This is a genomic window from Vibrio sp. SSH13-20 (genome assembly GCF_040104475.1).
Classification (GTDB): Bacteria; Pseudomonadota; Gammaproteobacteria; order Enterobacterales; family Vibrionaceae; genus Vibrio; species Vibrio harveyi.
On the sequence record NZ_JBECOU010000001.1, the window covers coordinates 429688 to 455235 of the forward strand.

The window sequence follows — 25548 nt, forward strand, 5'->3', positions numbered from 1 at the left end:
CGGGGAAGTATATTAGTAATGCGCAAGGCGCTTATTATTTAAAACAAATGCTGGGGTGTTGCTCGTTACACATTGTGGTTAACGTTGTGGAGCAAGGTTCACCTTATCGAGGGAATGTTTGGTAACGAACACCCATCATTTGCTCCATACAGTGTACAACTTGACAGCTGTAACCAAATTCGTTGTCGTACCAGATGTACAGTACACAGCGCTTGTCTTGAGCGATGGTTGCTTGACCGTCGACCACACCTGCGTGGCGAGAGCCCACTAGATCGCTTGATACGATTTCTGTCGAATCTGTGTAATCGATCTGCGCAGAAAGCTCAGAGTTTAATGCCATTTCACGTAGGTATTCGTTCAGCGAATCTCGGTCTACATCTTCACCCAAGTTAAGGTTTGCAACAGCCATTGATACGTTCGGAGTCGGTACACGAATTGCGTTGCCTGTAAGCTTACCTGCAAGTTCTGGAAGTGCTTTTGCTACCGCTTTCGCTGCGCCTGTTGACGTAAGAACCATGTTCAATGAAGCACTACGACCACGGCGATCGCCTGAGTGGAAGTTGTCGATTAGGTTTTGATCGTTGGTGTAAGAGTGAACGGTCTCAATGTGTCCAGAAAGCACACCGTACTTGTCGTTCAGGGCTTTAAGAACCGGAGTGATAGCGTTAGTCGTACAGCTCGCTGCGGAGATGATAGTGTCATCTTCTTGAATCACAGATTCATTCACACCAAATACGACGTTCTTGATGTCGCCTTTACCTGGTGCAGTAAGCAGTACTTTCTCTGCACCGTTACACGCTACGTGTTGGCTTAGACCTTCGGCATCACGCCAAACACCCGTGTTATCAACAACTAGTGCATTGTTGATGCCGTAAACTGAGTAGTCCACATCACTTGGGTTATTCGCATAAATAATTTGAATGTAGTTACCGTTCACGATCAGTGCTTTACGCTCTTCATCAATCACGATACTACCGTTGAACTGTCCATGAACTGAGTCACGACGGAGCAAGCTAGCACGTTTTTCTAGATCGCCTTTCTTTCCGCCACGCACAACAATTGCACGCAGACGAAGTGGGTAACCCGGACCACTCTTTTCAATCAACAGGCGAGTCAATAGGCGGCCAATACGACCGAAGCCATAAAGAACCACGTCACGAGCTGCTAGAGAAGAGTCGGCATCACGAGCACCTTGAAGTGCTGTGTGTAAAAAGTCACTAAGTGCGGCAGTATCTTCGTGATCTTTCCAGTACATACCAGCAAGCTGACCAACATCAACACGACAAGACGAGATGCTCATTTCGCACAGCGCTTGGATGATTGGCATGGTTTGTTCAAGAGAAAGAGGGCTTCCGGTGTAACGTCTTGCAATACGGTGAGTTTTGAGAATGTCGATGGTTGTTGCGTTGATAAGTGTTTTACCAAACAGAACCACTTCGATTCCTTTTTGACGATATAACTTACCAATAAGAGGGGAAATAGATTCAGCAATCGTTTGGCTAGTTTGCCAGTCTTGGAGATATTTCTCTGGACTCATTGTTGTTTTGGACCTTTCACGTTTTGGGGGCTGACCTTACTTTCTGCTGTTACCTCAACGGTAGAGCGTGAAGTGAGGGTGTTTTGTAATTGGGTTGTAATAATTATGTGTGCGGATTGTACGGGTGGAGGTCTTATTCTGCTAGGAAAAATAAATCCAGTTAAAAGTGTGGGGTATGATTCATTTTTTGGCTTATTAATGTGACTAAAGCGGTGTTTTATAGGGATTGACTTTTCCTATCTATAAAACTTATTTCGCGACAATAAAGGTTCATCTCAAAGTGAGTATATGTAACAAGGTGAACTTCCTTTTAAATAATGTGATATGGATAATCTTTAACACTTAAATGGTAAACGTTTTTCGCTATTTTAGGCGGCATCTTCAAGTTCGCCCATAGTATGAATTGGTTTAACTAAATCTGTTTAAAAATGATGCAGCAAAATTTTGTAAGCAATCACACTTTTCCTTCTTATAACCTCAATGTATAGAAGGGTAATGAGTGTTGTTTTTAGCCGTTTAGGCAGTTCAGACCGATTAAGTTGCCGATAAAACACTTCATACAAGTTCATATTCAATCTATGAAAGTGGTCTAGTATTAATTCGAGAGCCTTTTCCTAACACGGGCAAACGGATGATAAAACTTTCTATAAAATTACGTTTAGCTCTACTCGCACTGTTACCCGCGGTGGTTATTTCTGTGTTTGCCGTTCACCAATTTGTCGTTAACTCTCAAAGAGTCGACCAACTCAATCAAACGGTCAGTAATATTCAAGGATTGAAACTGATTTCCGAAGCGTCTCATTTTGTCTATGACATGGAGAAGGAGCGTCATCGATATGGAGAAGAGCAGCCTTTACCAATTGAAGTGAAAGTACAACGTGATAGAGCGCTTTCTATCTACGAGAAGTTTATACAGAACAGTTATACTGCCGAGTATTCTGATGACCTTAAGCGAGCGATGTTAGATTTGATCTCTGGTGACTTGAGAGACAGTGTGGATGCCGGAGATTGGTCGTTTCGCCTGTTGCAAGAAATGTCTCAATCACTGGTTCAACATAATCACTTGTTTGATAGTGATGAAGCGCATTGGATGCAAGATTTCATCGCTTATCTTGCTCAACTTTCTTACTGGACGCAAAAAGAAGCTTGGTTGACGTATCGGTTGGTGCTACAGCCTGATAGCCAACCGAATCAAAACATGTTCTTTCAAGCCATTGAGCGCCAACAGCAAAGTCTGGAAGGATTCTTAAAGTTAGGTGCATCAAATGAGCAGGTAGAAAAGCTCCTTAGTTTGTATACGTCTCCTCGTTATTTGTCGAGTATCGAAGCCCGAGGACGTTTATTGGCAGGAGAGATGTCCCAATCTGACTATGTGACTTATTTACGAGATCTTGACCACCGTGTTCAACGTTTGCAAGTCATGACCGCAGGTTTCACGCAACAGGTTGAAAGCGCATTATTGGTCCAAGTCAGTTCGCAAAAGCAGAGCATAACGCTCATGACCTCGGGCGTGATGGTCATCATCATCCTGTTATGTTGGTTAGGCTTTGGTACTTGGTATCGTGTGCATAGTAAATTGGACTCGATTATTCATTCGCTTAACACCTTAATCCATGAACATGTAAAGGGGGAGAAGGTGGTGGTTGATGGCAATGATGAGTTCACGATCTTTGCACAACAAGTTAATCGAATGATGGAGGAGCAAAACCGACAAACAGAAGAGATTTTGCAAACCAAAGAATCTGCTATTTCGGCAAACCGCGCAAAGTCGGTCTTTCTTGCAAGCATGTCTCATGAAATTCGAACCCCTTTGAACGGGATTATCGGGATGACAGAGATCCTGTCACAAAGTGAACTTTCAGATCATCAAAAAGAAGTCTTAACCGATATTGATACCTCGTCGCATACCTTGCTCACGTTACTTAATGACATCCTTGATCTATCTAAGATTGAATCAGGTCATTTACAGCTTTCTCTTATCGAAACAGATATTCGTGAAGTCGTGTACCAATCGATGATTTTGTTCCAGTCCAAAGCCACGTCCAAGCAATTAGAACTGAATATCAATTTAGATGAGCGCATTCCTGCGCGCATCAAGGTTGATGACCATCGAATCAAACAAATTGTTATGAACTTGGTATCGAACGCGGTGAAGTTCACAGAGAAGGGCTGCATCAATGTGGATGTTGACTACCAAGAATCCACCACACAAAAGAGCGTATTTTTGATTTTTCGAGTATCCGACACCGGTGTAGGTATAGAAAAGGACAAGCTTGATTCCATCTTCGAGCCTTTCACTCAAGAAGACGAAGGTATATCACGTCAGTTTGGAGGGACAGGACTAGGCTTGGCCATTTGTCGTCAACTGGTGGCTATGATGGGCGGCAAGTTAACCGCGACGTCTTCAAAAGGAGTGGGAACCAGTTTTGAGTTCTCAATTGAAGTGGAAGTGTTGCCGACCGTAGGTTGGCGCTCAGAAACCATTCGTAACGGTATTCTCATTGGAGATAACTACGCGTATGCCGATCAAATTATGAAAGAGTGTCGTTTAGCTGGTATTCAGCTTTCAGAGGTAAGTAGCATTAAGGATTTACCGACTTCTACAAAGGGGCTGGAAGTGATCTTTTATTGTCATGATGGCAGAGTGGCGTTGGATTCTGTAATAGACGAGTTAGCGCGTACGGTTGATATTAGCCGAATCATTGTTTGCCAACATCATTTGATCTCTACCTACACCAATTCTGAGCGTATTCATTCTGTGCTGACTTTACCTTTTTTAGGTAACCGCTTTAGGCATGCTATTGATGAACTCGCGCACATTGAACAAAATACTCAAAGTTACCATGTCACACATTCGGCAGTCGTTCATAATATCAACCAGTCACGTACACATCGTCGTATTTTGATTGCTGAAGATAACTTGATGAACCAAAAGATAGCCGGCTTTTTCTTAGACAAGGCGGGATACGATTATCTGATTGCCAGCAATGGGCAAGAGGCATTAGAAGCCATCACTAAGGGGGAGAAGTTTGATGCAATTCTTATGGATTGCATGATGCCAGTTATGGATGGTTTGACCGCAACAAAAGAAATTCGCCGCTGGGAGAAAGAAGTAGGAAGTGGGAAGATCACCATTATTGCTTTGACAGCAAGTGTGCTCGAAGAAGATATTCAAAACTGCTTTGCTGCGGGAATGGATGCTTACTTACCGAAACCTTACAAGTCGAATCAACTGTTTGAGTTGTTTAATGAACTAAAGCTTGCTTAAATCGTGTCTGCGAGCCGAACTCCTTACGGCTTCTAGAACGATAAAGAAAAGGAAGTAACATGTTCAAACTTGCTGTGATCGGGACGAACTGGATCTCTCAACAATTTGTTGAAGCTGCGCTTCAGACCAAAGAATTTTCTCTTCAAGCTGTGTATTCACGTGATGTTGAGAAAGCGCGCGAATTTGGCAAGCCTTATAATGCGCAATCTTATTACGATAGCGTAGAAGCATTGGGGGCTGATAACGATATCGATGCCGTTTACATAGCGAGTCCAAATTCGTTGCATGCGCCTCAGGCAATGCAAATGCTTAAAGCGGGTAAGCACGTGATTTGCGAAAAGCCGATGGCTTCAAATTATCCTCTTGCTCAGGCGATGTTTAAGACCGCTGAAGAAAATAACGTCGTGTTGTTCGAAGCTTTCATGTCACCATATACGCCGAATTTTCAAGTGCTAAAAGACAGCCTACCAGCGATCGCCCCTCTTCGTCATGCCACGATCAGTTATTGTCAGTACTCTTCTCGATATCAGAAATATTTAAATGGCGAGAATCCAAATACATTTAATCCAGAATTTTCCAACGGTTCGATTATGGACATCGGTTACTACTGTGTTGGCTCCGCGATTGAGTTGTTTGGCGAGCCTAACAGCATAGAAGCAAGTGCTCACATTTTGCCTTCTGGCGTCGATGGTTGTGGCAGTGTGACGTTGGCGTATGACGGCTTTAACGTGAACCTATTACATTCCAAGGTAAGCGATTCGCTAATCCCAAGTGAATTCCAGGGTGAACAGGGCAGTGTGCTGGTAGATATGATTGCCACAGGACGTGGTGTTGAGCGCATTTTGCGAGGTGAGAGTAAACAAGTACTAACATTGCCTCAAGAAGAGAACCACATGTTCTACGAAGCGCAAGCATTTGCTAAGCAACTCAAAGTTGGCTCGATTGATCCACAAATGAAGCAGCGCTCACTTATCGTTGCTAAAGTGCTCACTGAGGTGAGAAGACAGACTGGTGTTGTGTTCCCAGCGGATAAAGTGGCGCTAGGCTAACGTCTTTCTTTACAAACGCTGCCTAAAGGGTTCGGCTAGGTGTTCCCATCTGAGTAAAATTTAACCGCGAAAGATCAACAGACCCTAGTGTATAAAAACCATAAAGCCCTCAATGCGAGGGCTTTCGTTTTTCTTGCTTATTTAAGCGGCAGCATGCGCTTCTGTGAGCTTACGAATTGTTTTTCTATAGGTTAAGTAAGCCGCGATACCAGCTAAGATATTACCCAAACACGCGCCAATAAGTAGCCCTTGAATCCCACCCATTTGTGCACCGATCCACAAACACGGAAGGAAGAACAAAAATAGGCGCAGTGCCGAAATGGTCAGTGCCGTGTAGGACTTACCAAGGGCGTTACAGATCGAAACCATCAACATACATACACCAAGCGAGCCCAAACTGATAGGTACAATCATCAAGTGCATTTCAAGTACATGGGTGACTTGCGCGTCGCTGGTCATCAATAATGCCAGTGGGTCTGCAGCGATAAACGTAATCACAGCAATCAGCAATTGGAAACCAAGTATGAACTTAACCGCAATCGAGATGAGAGACTGAATGTCGGTGTAGTTTTTCGCTCCTAGTAGACGACCAACCATCGGCGGCATTGACATCGTCAGTGCAAGTACAGAAACAATAGCAAAAAACTCATAACGAGAGCCTAACGCCCATGATGCTACCGCTGCGGTACCAAAGCCTGCCAATAGCTTCGTCGCCAGCATAGAAGAGAGTGGTGGTAATAATTGGCTGATCATTGCCGGTCCCATAATGTGACCGATGGAGCGAACGCTTTTCACAACATCCAGCTCTTGCCATTGGAACGTCGCCCAGTGATTTTTTTGTACGCGAGGCGCCACAACCAAAATGCCAAACCCGAACGCGATTATCGTAGCGATAGCGGCACCGTTGATGCCTAAATCAAAGGTGAAAATGAATAGTGGATCGAGCACTAAGTTCACTACACTGGTGACCATCATCATAGTGCCTGGCAGCATGGTATTACCATTAGAACGACAAATACTGTAATAGAAGTACAGCACAGCACCCGTCCATGAGCTTAGCAACCACCATGGCCAGTAGCTGTCGATAATTGGCATGACGGTTTCTGGTGCGCTTAATAAAGAGAGAATAGGGTAACGCAATAACCAAATGATCAAACCAAGTACAGCTACGCCGACAGAGCCAATCATGAGGACTAACCCACCTAATTGTTTTGCGTAGTGGGTGTCGTTTGCTCCTAGTGCTTTCGATATCACTGCGGTAGTGGCAATACCCAAACCAACTTGAATGCCAATAACCACCATTTGTAATGGTAAAGTGAAGCCTTGTGCCGCAAGTGGTAAAACGCCCAGTTGCCCAATGAAGGCACTGTCGACAAGTTGGAAGCTCATCAATGACAATACGCCAAACAGCATTGGCCAGGTCATAGTGAAAAGTTGTTTTGCTAACGTTGGTTGCACGCTAGAAGAAGTAGAAGACATAGAGAAATTGGGTGTTTTGGGAACAAGAATTGGTGTTATTGTACACACTGGTTTTGTAAGTTACAAAAAGAAACCCCGAGCAAGTTATCCCTGCTCGGGGTTAAATTCTACAACTATTTGGGCTTATTTTTTGCCGCTAGTTTGTTTGTCTTCTTCAGTCAGTTCGCGAATACGACGGCTGATGTCACGACGTGCTTTAGAAATTTCTGCACTCTTGATGATGTGATCGTCAACGCGGTCTTCGTAGTCTGCTTTCATGTTCTTGATGATTGCAACGATTTCGTCGTGAGACATTTCTGGTTTGATGTAGTCTAGAAGGTTTTCTAGTAGGTCTACACGTTTACGGTTGTCACGAACTTTTTTCTCGTTATCAAGCAGCTCACGTTTTAGTTTGTTTTTACGACGAGCTTGGTTCACGATTTCAAATACGCTACTCATGGTTCCCTTTCCTAATTTGTGAATATCTGATTCGATTAAAGCACAACATCTCGTGGCATAACAGTCTTTAGATCAAACGTCATGCTGGGTTGGACATTTATCCATCAATTCTGATGTGACATTAACAATCGAGTGCTAAAAGCGTGAATGTTGCTCACTTGAGTGAAGGGACTCGTTGTCATGGTGGAGCCTTCGCTATATCATCAACTTCATTCAATACAAAAATATGAAGCTCGAAATGAACTCTGGGACTATTGCGGAGCAAGTCGAAAGCCAAGAGGTCGATAACCAAGACGATTCTTTGGCTACCAAACTCAAAGCAGCGTATGTGGCTGCTAGAACGCAACTCGAAATCACTGAAGTCGAACTCAATCGTTCGAAGATAATGATGATTGACGAGAATGGAAAAATGACCAAAGTGTCGATTCTATCAGAGCATTAAGACCTAACCCGATTCGCAAAGGGTGTCAGGTCCATGCGCTATGCTTTAGCCTGATACCCAAATTCAAATGCAACAATAATAAGGAAATGCATTATGAAAGTTGAGCTAACGGCAATTGAAGCACGAGTAATTGGCTGCTTAATCGAAAAAGAAGTCACCACCCCCGACCAATACCCCCTAAGCCTTAACGCGCTGACGAACGCATGTAATCAAAAAAGCAACCGCGAACCTGTCATGTCATTGTCTGAAGCAGACGTACTAGACGCGGTTGATGCACTCATCGAGCGTCGTCTTGTCAGTGATGAAAGTGGTTTCAATAGCCGTGTCAGCAAATACCAACACCGATTCTGTAATACCGAGTTTGGCGACCTACAACTTACCGAGCAAGAGAAAGGCATCGTATGTTGCATGCTGCTTCGTGGTGCTCAAACCCCTGGCGAAATTCGCACGCGCACTAATCGCCTAGCAACATTTAATGATGTAAAGGAAGTTGAAAACGTTCTTGAGCACCTTGCAAGCGAAGAGAAAGGACCTCTTGTGGTTAAACTGCCTCGCGAGGCGGGCAAGCGTGAATCACGTTACATGCATCTATTTTGTGGTGAGGTAGACATCAGTGAGTTGGCTGTGGCAAGTGCGGCGCCATCATCAGCCGGTTCTGAGCGCATTAGCCAGTTAGAACAAGAAGTGGCAGAACTTCGTGCAGAGCTGACCGCATTAAAAGAACAGGTTGAATCTCTGCTTTCATGAGTGAGACTGCCGAGCAAAATTGGAGCGTCTATCTAATCCGTAATAACCGCAATGCGCTTTATTGTGGTGTAACGAATGATGTGGATCGACGCTTCAAACAGCATCAGAGCGGGAAAGGTGCAAAAGCACTGAAAGGGAAGGGACCATTAACCTTGGAATGGTTCTCTTCTTTTGAAAGCAAAAGTGTCGCGATGAAAGCGGAGTACTTTATCAAGCAACTGACTAAAGCTAAGAAAGAGCTCTTAGTCAGCGAAGATGCTGAAATTTGCGTCGATGAAAAACATGTTCTTGCATTTCAAACACGAGTGAAGTGTTCCAATTAATCAATGATTTTCGCAAGTGACATTTTCGACCAATATTGAGCTGTACAACTTCTAATCAATTAAAAAGTACAAATATGTGCTGCTAGTTCAATGTTGGGCAATTTGAATTAACACTATGCGTATTAGAGAGCAAACCGCCTTCAAATGGCGGTTTATTTTTGTCTATTATGGGTATCATTTCAGGCGACAGTAACACATAATACATTGATGCCCTGCTAGGCTTAATATCAAAAAAATTTATATAGAAGCGGGCAATTTATGGATATCAGAATTATAGGGTAAAGGATGACTCGGCTAGGTAATAAAATAGAGCAGTTCCATGCTCCATAAAAAACTAAAAGAGCAACAGATGAAAAAAGCGTTACTATTTTCCCTGATTTCTATGGTCGGTTTCTCTCCTGTTTCACATGCAACGCAAGTGCTCAATGGCTACTGGGGTTATCAAGAGTTCTTGGATGAATTCCCGCAGCAGCGAAAACTCACTAATGCTTTAGCAGAAGCCGTTCGTGAACGTCCTGTACCATTCTCTAAAAACAAAAAGCGTCCGCTTAAAATATCCGTGGTTTATCCGGGGCAGCAAGTATCTGATTACTGGGTAAGAAACATTGCGGCATTTGAAAAGCGCTTGGACAAGCTAAATATCAACTATCAGATCAACCAAGTTTTCACACGCCCTAATGCGGATATTAAGCAGCAAAGCTTGTCGTTAATGGAAGCGCTGAAGAGCAAATCCGATTATTTGATTTTTACGTTAGATACAACCAGACACCGCAAATTTGTTGAACACGTTCTTGATTCAACAAACACCAAATTGATCTTACAAAATATCACGACACCAGTGCGTGAATGGGATAAACATCAACCGTTTTTATATGTCGGATTTGATCACGCGGAAGGTAGCCGTGAATTAGCGACAGAATTCGGAAAGTACTTTCCGAAGCACACCTATTACAGTGTGCTCTATTTCTCGGAAGGGTACATTAGTGATGTGAGAGGTGACACGTTTATTCATCAGGTTAACCGTGATAATAACTTTGAACTACAATCAGCGTACTACACTAAAGCAACAAAGCAGTCGGGATATGATGCTGCAAAAGCAAGTTTAGAAAAGCACCCAGATGTTGATTTTATTTATGCGTGCTCGACTGATGTTGCGTTAGGCGCTGTTGAGGCGTTAGCAGATTTAGGGCGAAGTGACGTTATGATCAACGGTTGGGGCGGTGGTTCAGCAGAGCTTGATGCTATTCAGAAAGGCGACTTAGATATCACTGTCATGCGTATGAATGATGATACTGGTATCGCCATGGCAGAAGCCATTAAGTGGGATTTGGAAGGAAAACCTGTCCCAACCGTATATTCTGGTGATTTTGAAATTGTTACCAAAGCTGATTCACCGGAAAGAATCGAAACGCTGAAGAAGCGTGCATTTAGATATTCAGATAATTGATGACAATAACTCGATCAAACATAAAGAAGCGTCGCTCACTGGCGACGCTCATAACAAAGATCATCATTCTTGTTCTTGCTCCGATCATTCTAGGGATTTTTATTCAGAGCTATTACTTCTCTAAACAGATAATTTGGCAAGAAGTCGACAGAACGAAGCAACAAACCTCTGCATTGATCCACAATATATTTGATAGTCACTTTGCGGCGATTCAAATACATCATGACAGCAACTCAAAAAGTGAAGTGATTCGTGACTTTTACACCAATCGCGACACTGATGCACTTAACTTTTTCTTTCTCAGTATCGATCAAAGTGACCCATCGCACACGCCAGAGTTTCGCTTTCTGACCGATCATAAGGGCATCATTTGGGATGATGGTAATGCACATTTCTATGGTGTGAATGATCTTATCCTCGACAGTTTGGCGAACCGCGTCACCTTTAGTAATAACTGGTATTACATTAATGTGATGACCTCTATTGGTTCTAGACATATGCTGACGCGTCGCGTGCCAGTGTTGGATCCTGCGACAGGTGAAGTGCTTGGCTTCTCTTTTAATGTTGTAGTGCTTGATAACAACTTCGCTTTGATGGAGAAGCTAAAAAGCGAAAGTAATGTCGACAATGTGGTCCTTGTGGCGAATAACGTCCCTTTAGCTAACTCCTTAATTGGTGACGAGCCATACAATGTTGCGGATATTTTGCAGCGCAAAGGTTCAGAAAGAAGGCTCGACAAACTTTTAGTGATTCAAACTCCAATAGAAGTGAATGCCGTGACGACAGAGTTATGCTTGCTTACTGTGCAGGATAACCAAAGCGTTGTTACGTTGCAGATCCAACATATCCTAGCAATGTTGGCTTCTATCATCGGTATGATCATGATTGCGTTGCTCACTAAAGAATGGATCGAGAGTAAGGTAGCGGCGCAGTTGGAGTCTCTGATGTCCTACACTCGTTCCGCGCGTGAGGAAAAGGGCTTTGAGCGCTTTGATGGTTCGGATATCGAAGAGTTCGATCATATTGGCTCTACTCTTGAAAGTACTTTTGAGGAACTAGAGGCGCAGAAGAAGTCATTCCGAGACCTGTTTAACTTCGCGTTATCACCGATTATGGTGTGGTCTGAGGAAAGTGTTCTTATCCAAATGAACCCTGCAGCACGCAAAGAGCTCGTTATCGAAGATGACAATGAAACCATGCATCCTGTCTTCCAAGGCTTCAAAGATAAATTGACACCTCACCTGAAGATGGCAGCGCAAGGTGCGACGTTAACAGGCGTCAACGTTCCAATTGGGAATAAGATTTACCGTTGGAACCTATCACCAATTCGTGTCGATGGTGATATCAGTGGCATCATTGTGCAAGGGCAAGACATTACGACTCTGATTGAAGCGGAAAAGCAAAGTAATATCGCACGTAGAGAAGCAGAGAAGTCTGCACAAGCTAGAGCTGATTTCCTTGCGAAGATGAGTCATGAGATCCGTACTCCAATTAACGGTATCTTAGGTGTTGCGCAATTGCTTAAAGACACGGTAGAAACTCAAGAGCAGAAGAACCAAATTGATGTTCTGTGCCACAGTGGTGAGCACTTACTTGCCGTACTGAATGATATTTTGGATTTCTCCAAGATAGAGCAAGGTAAGTTTAATATCCAGAAGCACCCGTTCTCCTTCTCCGATACGATTCGCACATTGGAAAATATCTATCGTCCAATCTGTACAAATAAAGGGGTTGAGCTGGTTATCGAAAACAAACTGGATCCGAATGTCGAAATCTTTACGGATCAAGTTCGACTCAACCAAATTCTGTTTAACCTTGTTAGTAACTCCGCCAAGTTTACTCCGTCGGGTTCTATCCGGATCCATGCCGAGCTTGAGCAATTTTATGGTGCAGAGAACAGTGTATTGGTTGTTGAAATTACTGATACGGGGATCGGGATTGAGTCGGACAAGTTAGACCAAATGTTCGAACCGTTTGTACAAGAAGAAGCAACAACAACACGAGAATACGGTGGTAGTGGTTTAGGCTTAACCATCGTTAAGAATCTTGTCGATATGTTGGAAGGCGATGTTCAGGTTCGTAGTAGTAAAGGGATGGGCACAACTTTCGTTGTGACATTGCCGGTAAAAGACCGTGAGCGTGTATTCCGACCGTTAGAAGTCAGTCAACGCGTTAAGCCTGAAGCTTTGTTTGATGAGAGTTTGAAAGTGTTGCTGGTGGAGGACAATCACACCAATGCCTTTATTCTCCAGGCGTTCTGCAAGAAGTACAAAATGCAGGTTGATTGGGCAAAAGATGGATTAGAGGCGATGGAGTTTCTCGCGGACAATACTTATGACCTTATCTTGATGGACAATCAATTACCGCATCTTGGTGGTATTGAAACAACTCATGAGATTCGTCAGAACTTGCGACTTGGTACGCCTATTTATGCCTGTACGGCTGATACAGCTAAAGAAACTAGCGATGCATTTATGGCGGCAGGGGCGAATTATGTCTTGCTCAAGCCAATCAAAGAAAACGCATTACATGAAGCGTTTGTCGATTTTAAGCAGAGATTTTTGCTAGAACGGACGTAATGCAGAAATAGCAAAGGGAGCATGATGCTCCCTTTTTAGTTCTTTACGGTTGAGAACCTCATGCAGCCTAAATCGTGCTGGCTGAAAAAGAATGCTCTAGTAACTCATTCTTCAATTCTTCGGACATATCAAGCGGTACCTCAAATTTCACGCCTATAATCCAACCTTTTGGTAGCTTCTTAATATTGGCAACTGAGCAGTGGTTTTCTTCGTCGATATAGCCACTTAAAGGGGATTCAATCGTAATTCGTTCACCGATTTCAAACTCGGGTTCAACCAACGTCGAAATTCCACAGCCAGAAAGAGAGAAGTCGACCAAACTGCCATCATATTTATTGCCAGTGTGGTCTATTGCACAGTCTAATTGCAATTTATAACGCTCATGCTCACGTACAGGCTTCGTCGCGAAGGTGGCAGGAATCCGTACAAACAATAACGGAGACGGTCGGACCAAGTTCATCAGCACACTGGTCTTAAAAGCAATCACATGCCCCAGATCTGTATCTGACACACCACGGATAACAACGTCCACATTGGTGAGTTTTCTTAGCGCTTGCTCTTCTAATAACCGAGCGGGTATGTCGAGAATGATATAAGTGTTTTCTTTAAGCCCTAAATAAGTAGCAGCGTAAATGTACTTTTCTTCCTGACCGAACTCGAAATTTACCGAGATTCGCATCCCTGTTTTTAGGAATTTATGCAGTTCATCTTTTGTATGAGTTGAAGGCATAACATCTGACGTTTAATTTATTATCGCAACAGGTTATCAAAACGCTATTTTGGCTTTCAATAGGTGCCTGTAAAAAGTTATGCAATTTTATTGTTATCTGTGAACAGGTGGCTGATATTTCTGACTAGGGTCTTGTTTCATCAGGATATTACTCGCCACGATACTACCGCAAGTCACCAATATTAAAGCACACCATGTAAGGGTATCAGGCTGCTCATTAAACACTGGCATTGCAAGTAAGGTTGCCAATACTGGTGTGAGAGATCCGAATGCGGCGCTGGCTTCCGCTCCAATGGTTCTGATTGCGTAAAGAAAAGTGAAAGATGCTAATAGACCTGCTCCGATACCTTGTAATAAGAGATGACCAACAAGCTCTTTCCATGGCCAATCAGTGATAGGTGTGATGGCTAAATAACTATCCAACCAACCGAAACCTACAGCGACAATCAGCAATGCAAACGAAATGACTGAAACAAACCCAGCGCAAACATAAGCACTTAAATTTGCAACGCGAGCACTGATGGTAAATACCGCCCACATTAAGCTGCCGACTAGAAACAGTAAGTGCCCTTTTAATTGTGCCCAGTTGTATTCTTCACCGAGATTGGACAGCAGGAACACCATAATCCCAAGTAAGACAGCAGACAAACCGACCATACGATGTTGGCTAAGAGGTTGCTGGTAACAAATGACCGCAATCGCAGAGACAAACAGAGGCAAAGTGCCAGGTATCAGAGCACTGCCATGGGCGACTGGGGCAAAGTGCATAGCGGTACCAGCAACGAGCAAGTAAGGGAGTCCGCTTCCTATGACGATACCGATAAGATATTTGTTCGGTACTGCGCGTACTTTATCCATGGATTTGAGGACGAAAGGAAGTAACACCAACGCCGGAATGAAAAAGCGAGTTAAGGCAATATCGGTAGGTTGAAGGGCTGAAATTGCGCCTCCACGTAGCGATAGAAAGAAACCAGACCAAAGAAAGAGCGTTGTGATGATTGCGGCGTATCCTAATGCCATGGGAGGTTCCGTTTATTTGTAAATAATGTGTTAATTATCGAATGAAAGTGACGCTCAATGGTGGCAAAATATGACTTAATACAGTTAGAACTTAGTGAATTTCGGCATGGAATTAAAAAATCATGGCGAAATCTGGCAAGGAAGGCAAGATGGATAAAATTGACCGACAGTTATTGGATTTGATCCAGCAAGACGCCACAATGACAACAAGCGAACTGGCAGATAGAGTGGGGCTTTCCGCTTCCCCTTGTGCGCGAAGAATTAAACGCTTGGAACAAGAAGGCGTGATCAGTGGTTACCGCGCAATGGTTTCTCGCGAACAAGCGGGAATTGCAATGACGGTATTCGTTGAAGTAAGCCTTAATAATCACCAAGCCAGTTCAATAGATGAATTTGAGCAAGCGGTAAGCGAAATGGAAGAAGTGATCTCCTGCCATGTTGTTTCTGGGGCGTACGATTATCTATTAGAAGTGGTGAGTAGAGATCTCACTGGCTATGAAGCTTTTACGCGAAAACTCCAGATCCTTGAAAACGTCAAAGATATTCATACGCACTTAGCGATTCGCCAAGTGAAAGGAAATGGTAACTTACCGATTTATACATAAGTAACCTCGAGATGCTAGGTTCTTCGAGAACGATTTGTCTTGTAGACGCGGCGTTGTTTTCCTTGACCTCGAATCAATGACAATGCTCAGAATTCTGCATCTTGAAGTTACTGGGTATACTCATAAATACGGTTATTCACAAACCCAACAAACAAAGCAATCATGAAGTGGCTCGACAGATTACGCATCGCACATTATCACCGAAAAAGACACAAACAATTTGGCGAAGACAGAGCCAGGACGCTGGGGTGGCAAGATACTTTCAGCCAAGTCACACGCTTTGAAGCCTTATGTCGGGATTTAGACCTTAATGGCAAAAGTATTCTTGATATTGGTTGTGGATATGGAGATTTGTTGGCGTATATAGAACAAAAAGGCAATCGCCCCTGTCATTATGTCGGCATTGATCAACAAAAGCGGTTTATCGCGGAATCTCGCAAGCGTCATTTCATTACTGATACGCAGTTTATCCGGGGCGATTTCTCTAACTTGATTTTGCCGAAAGCGCACTATGTATTTGCATCTGGCTCGCTCAATTACCAATCTGCTAACCCAAATCATACAATCGAGATGATTGAGAAAATGTATCAGACTGCGAGTATTGCTTGTGTGTTTAATCTGTTGGATGAGGCTAAGTTACCCAGCATGCGGATGTTAGAGTCTCACAACAAAGATGGTGTACTGCGTTATTGCAAGTTGCTGAGTGAGAGAAGTTACTTAATTGAAGGTTATTCCGATCATGATTTTACTATCGTGATGCCAAAATAACCGACAATAAAAAACGGAGACAGTTTCCTGTCTCCGTTCGAATAGTCTTTTAAGCCTTATTGGTATTTGTATTTTGAGATCTCACAGTTACCTGTGTGTCTATCAACCCTAAAAGAGAAAGCAGCTGAATGGTATTCCCTCCCATCACTCCAAATTGTTTCTCCGAAGATTTTACATAGGTCCAAATCACTGATTGAACCGAACTCTTTTACATGCCTAACTACTGACAAAAACTTGGCTTTGGTAGCATTAGGACAATCCCTGTTACTTAATCGATTGATAACCATTGGTTTAGCATCATCTCCAGCCAAATGTGACTTTATATTAAATTTTGTTAATGGGTAAATTACCCAAAATCTGCTCGTAAGTAAAGCGTTATTGTGACGTACCTCTCTATAAATTGACCTGTTTGCCTATTAATTGCTCAATTTCGATAAAGGGAACAATCCCAATATGAACAGACTTAGTCAGATTCATTTTGCACGTATTTTAATGCGTTGGCTTCTTTATCGTACAGCTGCGCTAAACCAAGATATTGTATTGCCAGTTGCGTATAATCTTTAGCGAGTTGGGAAGCGTTTGTTTGATACCATTCGGCGCTAATTTGGTTGGCTGTGGCATCAGAAATTTCACATTTACTTGCGAGTTTTTGCCATCCGTTTGCCATCCAATTTGACTCAATGCTGAGTTTCTCTAACTCTCGCGCTTTACTGGTGAGTTCTTCGCGATATTGAATCGACGCCTTAAGCTGACTTTGAAAAGCTCGTTGGTTAGTTTGTGCCTGCCACAACAAGGTTAGTTCACGTAGGGAGAAGGTCTGAGAGAGCAGTTGTCTTTGTTTGTGTTCAGTGAGAAGCGTATTGAATGTCTCAACGTATCTATTGTAATTGGACTCTAAACGGTTGAATTGGGTAAGATTGTCATTCCATGATGCGTGGTCACACTGAATGCTTGCGTAAGCAGGAAGTGGAAGCAGTAGCAATATCCATTTGAACTTATTCATCATTGTTTTCACACTAATTAGCTTTCTCGTTGATTAGTTTTTGCGTCCGTTATGCACTCTCTATCAGTATAGTTAGTGTGACGGTGCTTACTGCGTAAGGAATGAAAAAGGAACGGAATATGAAGAAAGCCTTGATCTTAATAGTTGTCTTGCTCTTGTTAGGGGGAGCGGGCGCAGGGTATTACTTCTTCTTTATGCAGCAAGACGACCCTGTCGCTGAACAGGAAAAAGAGCCAGAGAAACCAGCCGAACCTGCAGAAAAACCCAAACCGATTATGGATCTTGAGGCGCCCGCACCTGAGGTCACCGAGTACTATGTGATTGAGCGCCGGATCGATGTTTACAATAAGCCAGATCATCAGGCGTTGATTATTGATGCGCTGTATAAAGGTGAGAAGGTATCGGTTTTGGAGAAATCTAATGGCTGGTTCCGTTTGACGGATTACATTGTGTATGAAGAAGGTGGGGAAGAGACCGCTGAGTGGGTAGACTCAAAAGGATTATCAGACTCAGAACCTGTCATCAAAGAGCAAGAGCGCTTGGAGATCCTTGATGGGTATTTGCAAAAATCAGACGATTTAAAAACGCATCTCGATATGTTTCGTAACAAAACGCAGCAACTGCTCGATGATGAGACTTGCGACCCAAGTGATTTTGAAGAATTAGGTGGGTGGGTGCGTTCTGTCACTTACAAAACCCGCAATGTTTACTTCATCTACTGTGGTGGCTTGGAACAAGAAAACAAAATCTATTTGGATGTCGATAAAGGTGAAATATTTTATCGATGAATACCGCTTAAGGCTTGCTGGCAACTGCGTTCCACGGTTGGAAACAGAGATTTATAACTTTTTAGTTGTTAAGTATAAGCAATAGGAATACTATCACCGAGCTGAGTTGAAGAACTCGGCTCGTTTTGTTTTAAGTGAGCTACCATGCCTTGGATTTACGTTAGAAAACTGTTTTTGCTGCTTCTTGCAATGGCTTTATCGCCAATGCAGGCGTCGGCTGCACAAGCAGAACAGAAATCCTACTTACCTCACTTTTCTAAGTTGCAGCCATTTACGGCGAGCAACTCTGCATCGAACTCTCCAGTTGATTTCTCAGAACTCTCTGAGGAAAGCACCCAATCTCCAGTATCTGAAGGTCATGCTTTCCAAGATTCGTTTGCCATCTTTAATTCTCAACGTTGGACAACGCACCTTCGTGAGAACATTGACGATGAACACATTGATTTCATCGGCGATTTAAATGCCCCGTTTTATGCTGATGCTGGCTATGCCTATAGCCTTATGGATATCAGCTGGCGTCAAAGCCAATCGACATTTAATCACTTTGTTAGCGACCACCGCCTTTCTGGTTGGAAAGAAACCAATGCGATGTACGTCGCCCTCAATAGTCAGTTTTCTGCTTAAACACCATCACTCTGCACATTTTGTGCATTTCTAACACGGCAATTCTTCAACAGAGCAACTGAAGCTCTGGGCATTCCATACCTGTATGTTGTTCAGGTGAGCGTTTTGTCGTGTCTTGAATCTAACTAAATAAAACTTCACTGAGCAGTGAAGGGATGATGTTTACATGAAGAAAACACCAAAACCACAAAAGAACAGAAAAGTGCTGAATCACTATTCAGCATGGAAATACGTCGTTTTAATTACGACGGTTATTATCTTAACCCTTAGCGCCATCCCAACTTGGTTTGGTGAGCAGCCTTCTATTCAGGTGACGTTTGCTGACCAAAACAACAGTGCGATGTCAGTGGTTCAGCTCGACCAGCTGTTAAAAACGCACCATATTCCAGCCTCTAAAATCATTGAAAAAGACGGTAAGACCACCATTGTTTTTGATGGTGAAGATGCGCAAAGTAAGGCTCGTGTATTGCTTAACGATCAGTTAGGCAAAGATGACAGCATCACGTTCTCATACGTGTCTGTTGCCCCAGAATGGTTAAACGAGATGGGTTTCAGCCCAATCAAGCTTGGTCTTGACCTTCGTGGCGGCGTTCAATTCCTATTGAATGTAGATGTAAATAAAGCGTTTGAAGAACAGCGCGACGCATTGGTTGATGAGATCAAAGCGAGCCTGCGTGAGCAACGTGTACGTGGCGTTCAAGTTCGTGCTGAAGCGCATAACCACATCGCAGTAAATAGTGAAAACGAAGCGGGCTTAAAAGCGGCGAGCCAATTCATTCGTCAAAACTACCCTGGTTGGACAATGACAAGCTCAGATCGTGGCTTTGAACTTCAACCAAGCGAACAAAACATCCAAGAATTCCAAACAACGACACTGCAACAAAACTTGAAGATCATGCGTGGTCGTATCGAAGAGCTTGGTATTACTGAAGCGTTGGTACAACGCCAAGGTAAAGAGAGCATTCGTATCGAGCTACCAGGTGTTCAAGACCCTGCACAAGCGAAAAACGTCATTGGCGCAACAGCAAGTCTTGCGTTCTACGAAGTGAAAGACGCAGGTCAAGCACGTAGCAGCCAAGACCTTGTCCTGAAAGACAACGATGGTCGTACAGTGATTCTTGCTAAGCGTCCAGTACTAACGGGTGAACATATTGTAAATGCGCGCGCGGGCGTTGATAAAATGGGCATGTCAGAAGTAAACATCTCTCTAGACCACGCTGGTGGTAAGAAGATGAGTGACTTCTCTGCAACGCATATCGGCAAGCCAATGGCGACAGTCTACCGTGAGTACAAAACTAACGAACGTGGTATGACAGAGCGTAGCGAGCGCGTTATTAGTGTTGCAACTATCCAGTCTCAATTGGGTAGCCAATTCCGTATTACTGGTGCGGGTAGCATGGATGAAGCACAGCAACTTGCCTTGCTTCTACGTGCGGGTTCATTGACCGCTCCGGTAACGATTGTTGAAGAACGCACAATCGGTGCTTCTCTAGGTGCAGAAAACATCCAAAACGGTTTCGCTGCTCTTGCTCTTGGTATGGGTCTAACACTGACATTTATGGCACTTTGGTACCGTCGTCTTGGTTGGGTTGCGAACGTGGCTTTGTGTGCAAACATGCTTTGCTTACTTGGTCTAATCGCACTACTTCCTGGTGCCGTGCTAACACTTCCTGGTATCGCAGGCTTGGTATTGACTGTCGGTATGGCGGTGGATACCAACGTAATTATTTTCGAACGTATTAAGGACAAGATGCGTGAAGGTCGTAGTTTTGCACAAGCTATCGACTTAGGCTTCGACAGCGCGTTCGCTACTATCCTTGATGCCAACATCACAACCATGATCACTGCCGTGATTCTATACGCGATTGGTAACGGTCCAATCCAAGGCTTTGCGCTGACGCTAGGTCTGGGTCTGATGACCAGTATGTTTACTGGCGTATTCGCTTCTCGTGCAATGATCAATTTAATTTGGGGCCGCGATGCCCGTCGTGATGTGAGGGTTTAATCATGGTCGAAATGCTAAAACAAAATATCCGTAAGATTCGTTACTTCACGACAGCTGTATCGGTTGTGTTGACGATTATTGCTCTGGTTGCTCTGGGTATGAAAGGGTTAAACCTAGGCCTCGATTTCACTGGTGGTATGGTTACTGAAGTGAAAGTCGATAAACAATTGACTAACCATGATTTGCTTAATGCGCTGCAACCAAAGCTTGGTGAATCAACATCTGTAACCCGTTCAGGCGAAGATGGTCGTTGGGTTATTCGTTACTCAGCACCGGCAGAAGGTCATACATTACCTAATGTTGCAGATGTACTTAAGCCTATTTCACATCAAGTAGATGTAGTAAGTAACAGCATCGTGGGTGCTCAAGTGGGTCAGGACCTGTTCGACCAAGGTGGCTTAGCATTATTAGTATCGGTACTGACGATTCTTGGTTACTTGTGTTTCCGCTTTGAATGGCGTCTGGCAAGTGGCTCTCTATTCGCGTTGGCGCACGATGTTATCTTAGTATTGGGCTTCTTTGCGATTACACAAATGGAGTTCAACCTGACGGTGTTTGCAGCGATTTTGGCGATTCTTGGTTACTCGCTTAATGACTCGATCATCATCGCTGACCGTATTCGTGAACTGCTTGTTGCGAAGCAAAATTGGAAAACAGAACAGATCAACGATGAAGCGGTATTGGCGACATTCTCACGTACTATGGTGACATCAGGTACTACTTTAATCACTGTTGGTGCGTTGTGGATTATGGGGGGTTCTGCATTGGCAGGTTTCTCTACCGCAATGTTCATTGGCGTACTGTCTGGTACGTGGTCATCAATCTCGATTGGTACGGTGCTTCCTGAATGGTTGAAGCTAGAACCAAAACACTACCTACCAGTAGAGATCGACACTGCACCATAATACTTGGTGTTTAAGGTAAAAGTGCTTGCGCCACTCTTCTGAGTGGCGCTTTTTTATCTGGGAAAAGGGAAAAGGGAAAAGGGAAAAGGGAAAAGGGAAAAGGGAAAAGGGAAAAGAAATAGAATCGGACGCTACTTCACGCGCATTAGTCGATGCTTGACTGAACCTAAATCAAATTCGATGATCTGAGATCGCTTCATTGACTCGACTTTGGTGAGCATTGGTCCTTTATAGCCCTTCTTTTTCATCCATTGTAACGGTTCAGAAAAGCTGTCCTCATTGACCACGTAAGACTCACCTTTATATTCGCCAGCATAGACGTTCACTACCCACACTCGGGCTTGAAAATCCAACACCTCACCAAAGGATTGTTTGAGCCTGCTTAAAATGTTCTTCATAACTTGTTTTTCGTCACTAGACCTGTTTCATCAATACTGCTTTTTCTAACTCATTAAGAGCCAAATACCCACTCCCATCATCAAAGTGCCAGCGATTCGGTTCATTAAGCGTACATTTTTGGATTGACCTAGCAATCGCTTCAATCCTTTACCACCCGTTGCGTAAAGAGACATACAAATGAACTCGAACATCAAAATAATAGAAACAAGCACGATGAGCTGAGGAGCAAGAGCCGCAGTTTGATCAATAAAAGGCGGCAAAAGTGAAATCATGAACGCCCAGCCTTTCGGGTTTGCAATTGCGGTGACAAAGCCTTGCAAAACCAAATCCCAGTTACCGCTAGTAGGAACATCAATGCTATCAACATTAATGGCAAGTTTGCCTCGTGAGCGCCACATCTCAACCCCTAAATAAAGCAGATAACCGCCGCCAATCAATTTTAGTACGGTAAAGAGCCAAGGGTAAGTGAGCATGATGGCTGCGATGCCGAGCACCGCAGAGACTGAGACTAAAGCAACACCAAACAGTTCGCCAATCATCATCCAAAGGGTGCGACGATATCCGATACTCATACCTAACGTTAAGGCAAGCGTCATACACATCCCAGGTGTAATGGACACAAAGAAGAAGGTAGGGATGAACATGGTTAACAAGGCGGTATTCATGAATATTGATGAGTGTGTAAGTAAATAAAGAGGTATCAAAGATAGTGCAAACTGGCATTCAATGCCACATCTAAAAACAGTAGAGGTTGGAGGTATAGGGTTAACATTCAACTGTTTAATAAAATTTAAATAACAATTAAATGTGTGCGACATATTAGTGCGCTGTTGCACCAAATAAAATCATTTATAAATTAATATGAGATAACTTAGTTGTAGAAATTAGTTGGTTTAATTACCAGTTATATTATTTTTTAATTGGTATTTATGTCATTTTGACCATGTTTTACTTAGATTAAATACTCAAAGTAGGATGTAAGCTAATGATATATTTCATAATTATTAGTTGAGCTTTGTTAACTATTGACTCGATAATTTAATTGCGATCTATTAGTTTCTAAATGAAAGATGATCTTAAACCATTTGCAAATGCAACATAGATAGAAATTCGTATAACTTACTGAATGCAAAGTGATTTACAAAATTAATAATCAAATTGTCTTTAGTATTTCTTCTTTTAAAACAGTGGTTTATGTGTGCTTAACTTTTTTATAACATTTCATTCCGAATGAGATCTAAATCAATCTTATGCAAATGAATGAGTTTTTTATTTGAAATGTCATATTTCTAGGTTAACTTAAAATAAAAGGCAGCAGAGGAATTGTTGCCAAAAGAATAAATTAACACGTCAGTTGGCGAAACATTTCGCCAGTGTCTTAATTCGCTTTTTTAATGCCGTTAAGAATGGAGTCTTCAATGAAGAAAGTCGCTTTGATCACTGGATCAAAAGGCGGAATTGGTTCTGCTATTTCCTCTCAATTAGTAAATGATGGTTATCGAGTAATTGCTACTTATTTTACAGGTAATTATGAGTGTGCTTTGGAATGGTTTAATGAAAAAGGGTTTACCAAAGATCAGGTACGCTTATTTGAATTAGATGTGACAAACACCACGCAGTGTGCTGAAAAACTGGCACTTTTGCTTGAGGAAGAAGGGACTATAGATGTTGTCATCAACAATGCAGGTATCACACGTGATGGCGTGTTTAAAAAGATGACTGCACAAGCTTGGAATGACGTCATTAACACCAATCTAAATAGCTTGTTCAATGTGACTCAACCTTTGTTCGCGACTATGTGTGAAAAAGGTGGTGGTCGCATCATTAACATCTCTTCCGTTAATGGTTTGAAAGGACAGTTTGGACAAGCAAACTACTCAGCGGCTAAGGCTGGCATGATTGGTTTTTCAAAAGCTCTGGCATATGAAGGTGCTCGTTCTGGTGTGACTGTGAATGTTATCGCTCCGGGATACACCGGCACCCCAATGGTAGAGCAGATGAAACCGGAAGTGCTTGAATCTATCACCAACCAAATCCCAATGAAGCGTTTAGCAACGCCAGAAGAAATTGCAGCATCAGTAAGCTTCCTAGTGAGTGATGCCGGCGCATACATCACCGGTGAAACATTGTCGGTGAACGGCGGCCTATACATGAGCTAAGGAGTAGAGTGATGGAAAAAGTATTTATCGTTGCAGCAAAGCGTACGCCAATTGGTGCGTTTGGTGGAAGCTTAAAAAACACCTCAGCAGGAAATCTAGCTGCAGTAGCAATAAAAGGTGCGCTTGAGGCAGCTTCTTTGGCAGCAGATAAGGTCGATGAAGTTATTGTTGGTAACGTTGTTGCAGCCGGTCAAGGTATGGGTGTTGGACGCCAAGCTGCACTGTTTGCAGGTATCCCGGAGTCAGTCCCTGCATACGGCGTAAACATGGTATGCGGCAGTGGTATGAAAACCGTCATGGATGGCGTTTCGCATATTCGCAGCGGTGATGCAGAAGTCGTGGTGGCTGCCGGCGTTGAGGTCATGTCACAAATCCCATTCATCGTGCCTAGCAGTGTGCGAGATGGCAACAAAATGGGTCACATGGAGCTGAAAGATCTCCTTATCTCAGATGGCTTAACGGATGTTTACAACCAGTACCACATGGGAGTGACGGCTGAAAACGTTGCAAAAGAGGTAGGGTTGTCTCGCCAACAGCAAGACGAATACGCACTTTCGAGTCAGCAAAAAGCTGTCGCGGCTATCGAGGCAGGTAAATTCAAAGATGAAATTGTTCCTGTTGAAGTTAAGCAGCGTCGAGAAACGGTCGTGTTTGACACCGATGAATACCCGAAAGCCAATGCCACACTTGAAGGTTTGAGCAAGCTGCGCCCTGCGTTCGACCGAGAAGGTACAGTGACAGCAGGTAATGCATCGGGCATTAATGACGGTGCAAGTGCCATCATTTTGGCCTCAGAAACTGCAGTTCAAGCGCATGGTTTAACACCAATTGCCGAGGTAGTGAGCTACGCACAATCTGGTTTAGACCCTCAAATTATGGGGCTTGGTCCTGTTGAGTCAGTGAACAAGGCACTACAAAAAGCCGAGCTGAAAACCAGCGATATCGATGTTTATGAATTAAACGAAGCCTTTGCTGCTCAGGCATTAGGCGTGATTCATAAATTGGCTGAAACCAACCAAGTACCAGTAAGCTCGATTCAAGATAAAGCCAATTTTAATGGTGGTGCTATCGCATTGGGTCACCCACTTGGTGCATCAGGTAACCGAATTTTGGTTACGTTGGTTCATGAACTTCACAAACAAGACGGTCAGTACGGGGTTGCTTCACTTTGTGTGGGCGGCGGTATGGGCACGGCTGTGATTGTAAAAGCAGTTAAGTAGTTATTTAAACGGA

The 25548-nt window shown here is 43.3% G+C and carries 24 protein-coding genes; 15 read left to right on the plus strand and 9 right to left on the minus strand.

The window, feature by feature from the left end:
• Positions 1 to 103: 103 nt before the first annotated feature.
• A complete protein-coding gene (locus ABMY42_RS02095; protein WP_041053522.1) occupies positions 104 to 1537 on the minus strand; it encodes a glyceraldehyde-3-phosphate dehydrogenase in 1434 nt (477 codons plus the stop codon).
• A gap of 631 nt (positions 1538 to 2168) precedes the next feature.
• Here ABMY42_RS02095 and ABMY42_RS02100 point away from each other — a divergent pair.
• Together ABMY42_RS02100 and ABMY42_RS02105 are read left to right on the plus strand one after the other, a co-directional pair.
• Positions 2169 to 4805: an ATP-binding protein gene (locus ABMY42_RS02100; RefSeq protein ID WP_349265901.1), complete on the plus strand. Its 2637-nt coding sequence runs from the start codon at positions 2169 to 2171 to the stop codon at positions 4803 to 4805.
• A 59-nt stretch (positions 4806 to 4864) separates the two neighbouring features.
• Entirely contained in the window at positions 4865 to 5854 is a 990-nt protein-coding gene (locus ABMY42_RS02105; RefSeq protein WP_050908253.1) for a Gfo/Idh/MocA family oxidoreductase, read from the plus strand.
• Between the two features lie 141 nt (positions 5855 to 5995).
• Here the strand turns inward: ABMY42_RS02105 and ABMY42_RS02110 are convergent, their stop codons facing one another.
• A complete protein-coding gene (locus ABMY42_RS02110) occupies positions 5996 to 7333 on the minus strand; it encodes an MATE family efflux transporter (RefSeq protein WP_029790049.1) in 1338 nt (445 codons plus the stop codon).
• 123 nt (positions 7334 to 7456) lie between these two features.
• Complete coding sequence (locus ABMY42_RS02115; RefSeq protein WP_005453573.1) at positions 7457 to 7771, minus strand: DUF496 family protein; 315 nt, start codon at positions 7769 to 7771, stop codon at positions 7457 to 7459.
• 238 nt (positions 7772 to 8009) lie between these two features.
• Here ABMY42_RS02115 and ABMY42_RS02120 point away from each other — a divergent pair, with 238 nt between their 5' ends.
• The 5 genes from ABMY42_RS02120 to luxQ all read left to right on the plus strand — a co-directional run bounded on the left by ABMY42_RS02120 (position 8010) and on the right by luxQ (position 13309).
• Positions 8010 to 8213, plus strand: a complete 204-nt coding sequence (locus tag ABMY42_RS02120) for a hypothetical protein (RefSeq protein WP_009696233.1) — start codon at positions 8010 to 8012, stop codon at positions 8211 to 8213.
• A gap of 93 nt (positions 8214 to 8306) precedes the next feature.
• Entirely contained in the window at positions 8307 to 8960 is a 654-nt protein-coding gene (locus tag ABMY42_RS02125) for a YceH family protein (protein ID WP_005453575.1), read from the plus strand.
• Entirely contained in the window at positions 8957 to 9283 is a 327-nt protein-coding gene (locus tag ABMY42_RS02130) for a GIY-YIG nuclease family protein (protein WP_050940986.1), read from the plus strand. The genes ABMY42_RS02125 and ABMY42_RS02130 overlap by 4 nt, the downstream gene beginning before the upstream one ends.
• Before the next feature lie 349 nt (positions 9284 to 9632).
• On the plus strand, positions 9633 to 10730 hold the full coding sequence (locus ABMY42_RS02135) for a substrate-binding domain-containing protein (RefSeq protein WP_005453580.1): 1098 nt from the start codon (positions 9633 to 9635) through the stop codon (positions 10728 to 10730).
• A complete protein-coding gene (luxQ, locus tag ABMY42_RS02140) occupies positions 10730 to 13309 on the plus strand; it encodes a quorum-sensing autoinducer 2 sensor kinase/phosphatase LuxQ (RefSeq protein ID WP_005453581.1) in 2580 nt (859 codons plus the stop codon). The genes ABMY42_RS02135 and luxQ overlap by 1 nt, the downstream gene beginning before the upstream one ends.
• 67 nt (positions 13310 to 13376) lie before the next feature.
• Here the strand turns inward: luxQ and ABMY42_RS02145 are convergent, their stop codons facing one another.
• Positions 13377 to 14039, minus strand: coding sequence for a PilZ domain-containing protein (locus tag ABMY42_RS02145; RefSeq protein WP_272760385.1), 663 nt, complete (start codon positions 14037 to 14039; stop codon positions 13377 to 13379).
• Positions 14040 to 14132: 93 nt separating this feature from the next.
• Positions 14133 to 15059 (minus strand): DMT family transporter, encoded by a 927-nt coding sequence (locus tag ABMY42_RS02150; protein ID WP_272760386.1) that lies wholly within the window; start codon positions 15057 to 15059, stop codon positions 14133 to 14135.
• Positions 15060 to 15208: 149 nt separating this feature from the next.
• Here ABMY42_RS02150 and ABMY42_RS02155 point away from each other — a divergent pair, with 149 nt between their 5' ends.
• The gene (locus ABMY42_RS02155) at positions 15209 to 15664 is read left to right on the plus strand and encodes an Lrp/AsnC family transcriptional regulator (protein WP_005453588.1); all 456 of its coding nucleotides are present in this window, start codon (positions 15209 to 15211) and stop codon (positions 15662 to 15664) included.
• Between the two features lie 162 nt (positions 15665 to 15826).
• Entirely contained in the window at positions 15827 to 16432 is a 606-nt protein-coding gene (locus ABMY42_RS02160) for a class I SAM-dependent methyltransferase (protein WP_050902297.1), read from the plus strand.
• Positions 16433 to 16488: 56 nt separating this feature from the next.
• Here the strand turns inward: ABMY42_RS02160 and ABMY42_RS02165 are convergent, their stop codons facing one another.
• Complete coding sequence (locus ABMY42_RS02165) at positions 16489 to 16719, minus strand: hypothetical protein (RefSeq protein ID WP_074051703.1); 231 nt, start codon at positions 16717 to 16719, stop codon at positions 16489 to 16491.
• Between the two features lie 176 nt (positions 16720 to 16895).
• On the minus strand, positions 16896 to 17438 hold the full coding sequence (locus ABMY42_RS02170) for an ATPase (RefSeq protein ID WP_272760387.1): 543 nt from the start codon (positions 17436 to 17438) through the stop codon (positions 16896 to 16898).
• Positions 17439 to 17554: 116 nt separating this feature from the next.
• Between ABMY42_RS02170 and ABMY42_RS02175 the strand changes: the two genes are divergently transcribed.
• The 4 genes from ABMY42_RS02175 to secF all read left to right on the plus strand — a co-directional run bounded on the left by ABMY42_RS02175 (position 17555) and on the right by secF (position 21757).
• Positions 17555 to 18223, plus strand: coding sequence for an SH3 domain-containing protein (locus ABMY42_RS02175; RefSeq protein ID WP_017819307.1), 669 nt, complete (start codon positions 17555 to 17557; stop codon positions 18221 to 18223).
• 144 nt (positions 18224 to 18367) lie between these two features.
• Positions 18368 to 18847, plus strand: coding sequence for a hypothetical protein (locus tag ABMY42_RS02180; RefSeq protein WP_009696226.1), 480 nt, complete (start codon positions 18368 to 18370; stop codon positions 18845 to 18847).
• Positions 18848 to 19013: 166 nt separating this feature from the next.
• Positions 19014 to 20852, plus strand: coding sequence for a protein translocase subunit SecD (secD, locus tag ABMY42_RS02185; RefSeq protein WP_009696225.1), 1839 nt, complete (start codon positions 19014 to 19016; stop codon positions 20850 to 20852).
• Positions 20853 to 20854: 2 nt separating this feature from the next.
• Positions 20855 to 21757 (plus strand): protein translocase subunit SecF, encoded by a 903-nt coding sequence (gene secF / locus ABMY42_RS02190; RefSeq protein WP_005453603.1) that lies wholly within the window; start codon positions 20855 to 20857, stop codon positions 21755 to 21757.
• 131 nt (positions 21758 to 21888) lie between these two features.
• On the opposite strand, the gene ABMY42_RS02195 is transcribed toward secF, so the two are convergent.
• Positions 21889 to 22155: a hypothetical protein gene (locus ABMY42_RS02195; RefSeq protein ID WP_349265902.1), complete on the minus strand. Its 267-nt coding sequence runs from the start codon at positions 22153 to 22155 to the stop codon at positions 21889 to 21891.
• Positions 22156 to 22200: 45 nt separating this feature from the next.
• Positions 22201 to 22821, minus strand: a complete 621-nt coding sequence (locus ABMY42_RS02200) for a LysE family translocator (RefSeq protein WP_038898987.1) — start codon at positions 22819 to 22821, stop codon at positions 22201 to 22203.
• Between the two features lie 753 nt (positions 22822 to 23574).
• Here ABMY42_RS02200 and ABMY42_RS02205 point away from each other — a divergent pair.
• Both ABMY42_RS02205 and ABMY42_RS02210 read left to right on the plus strand, forming a co-directional pair.
• On the plus strand, positions 23575 to 24315 hold the full coding sequence (locus ABMY42_RS02205) for an SDR family oxidoreductase (RefSeq protein ID WP_005453606.1): 741 nt from the start codon (positions 23575 to 23577) through the stop codon (positions 24313 to 24315).
• 11 nt (positions 24316 to 24326) lie between these two features.
• Positions 24327 to 25535: an acetyl-CoA C-acetyltransferase gene (locus ABMY42_RS02210; RefSeq protein ID WP_017188734.1), complete on the plus strand. Its 1209-nt coding sequence runs from the start codon at positions 24327 to 24329 to the stop codon at positions 25533 to 25535.
• The last annotated feature ends 13 nt before the right edge of the window (positions 25536 to 25548 follow it).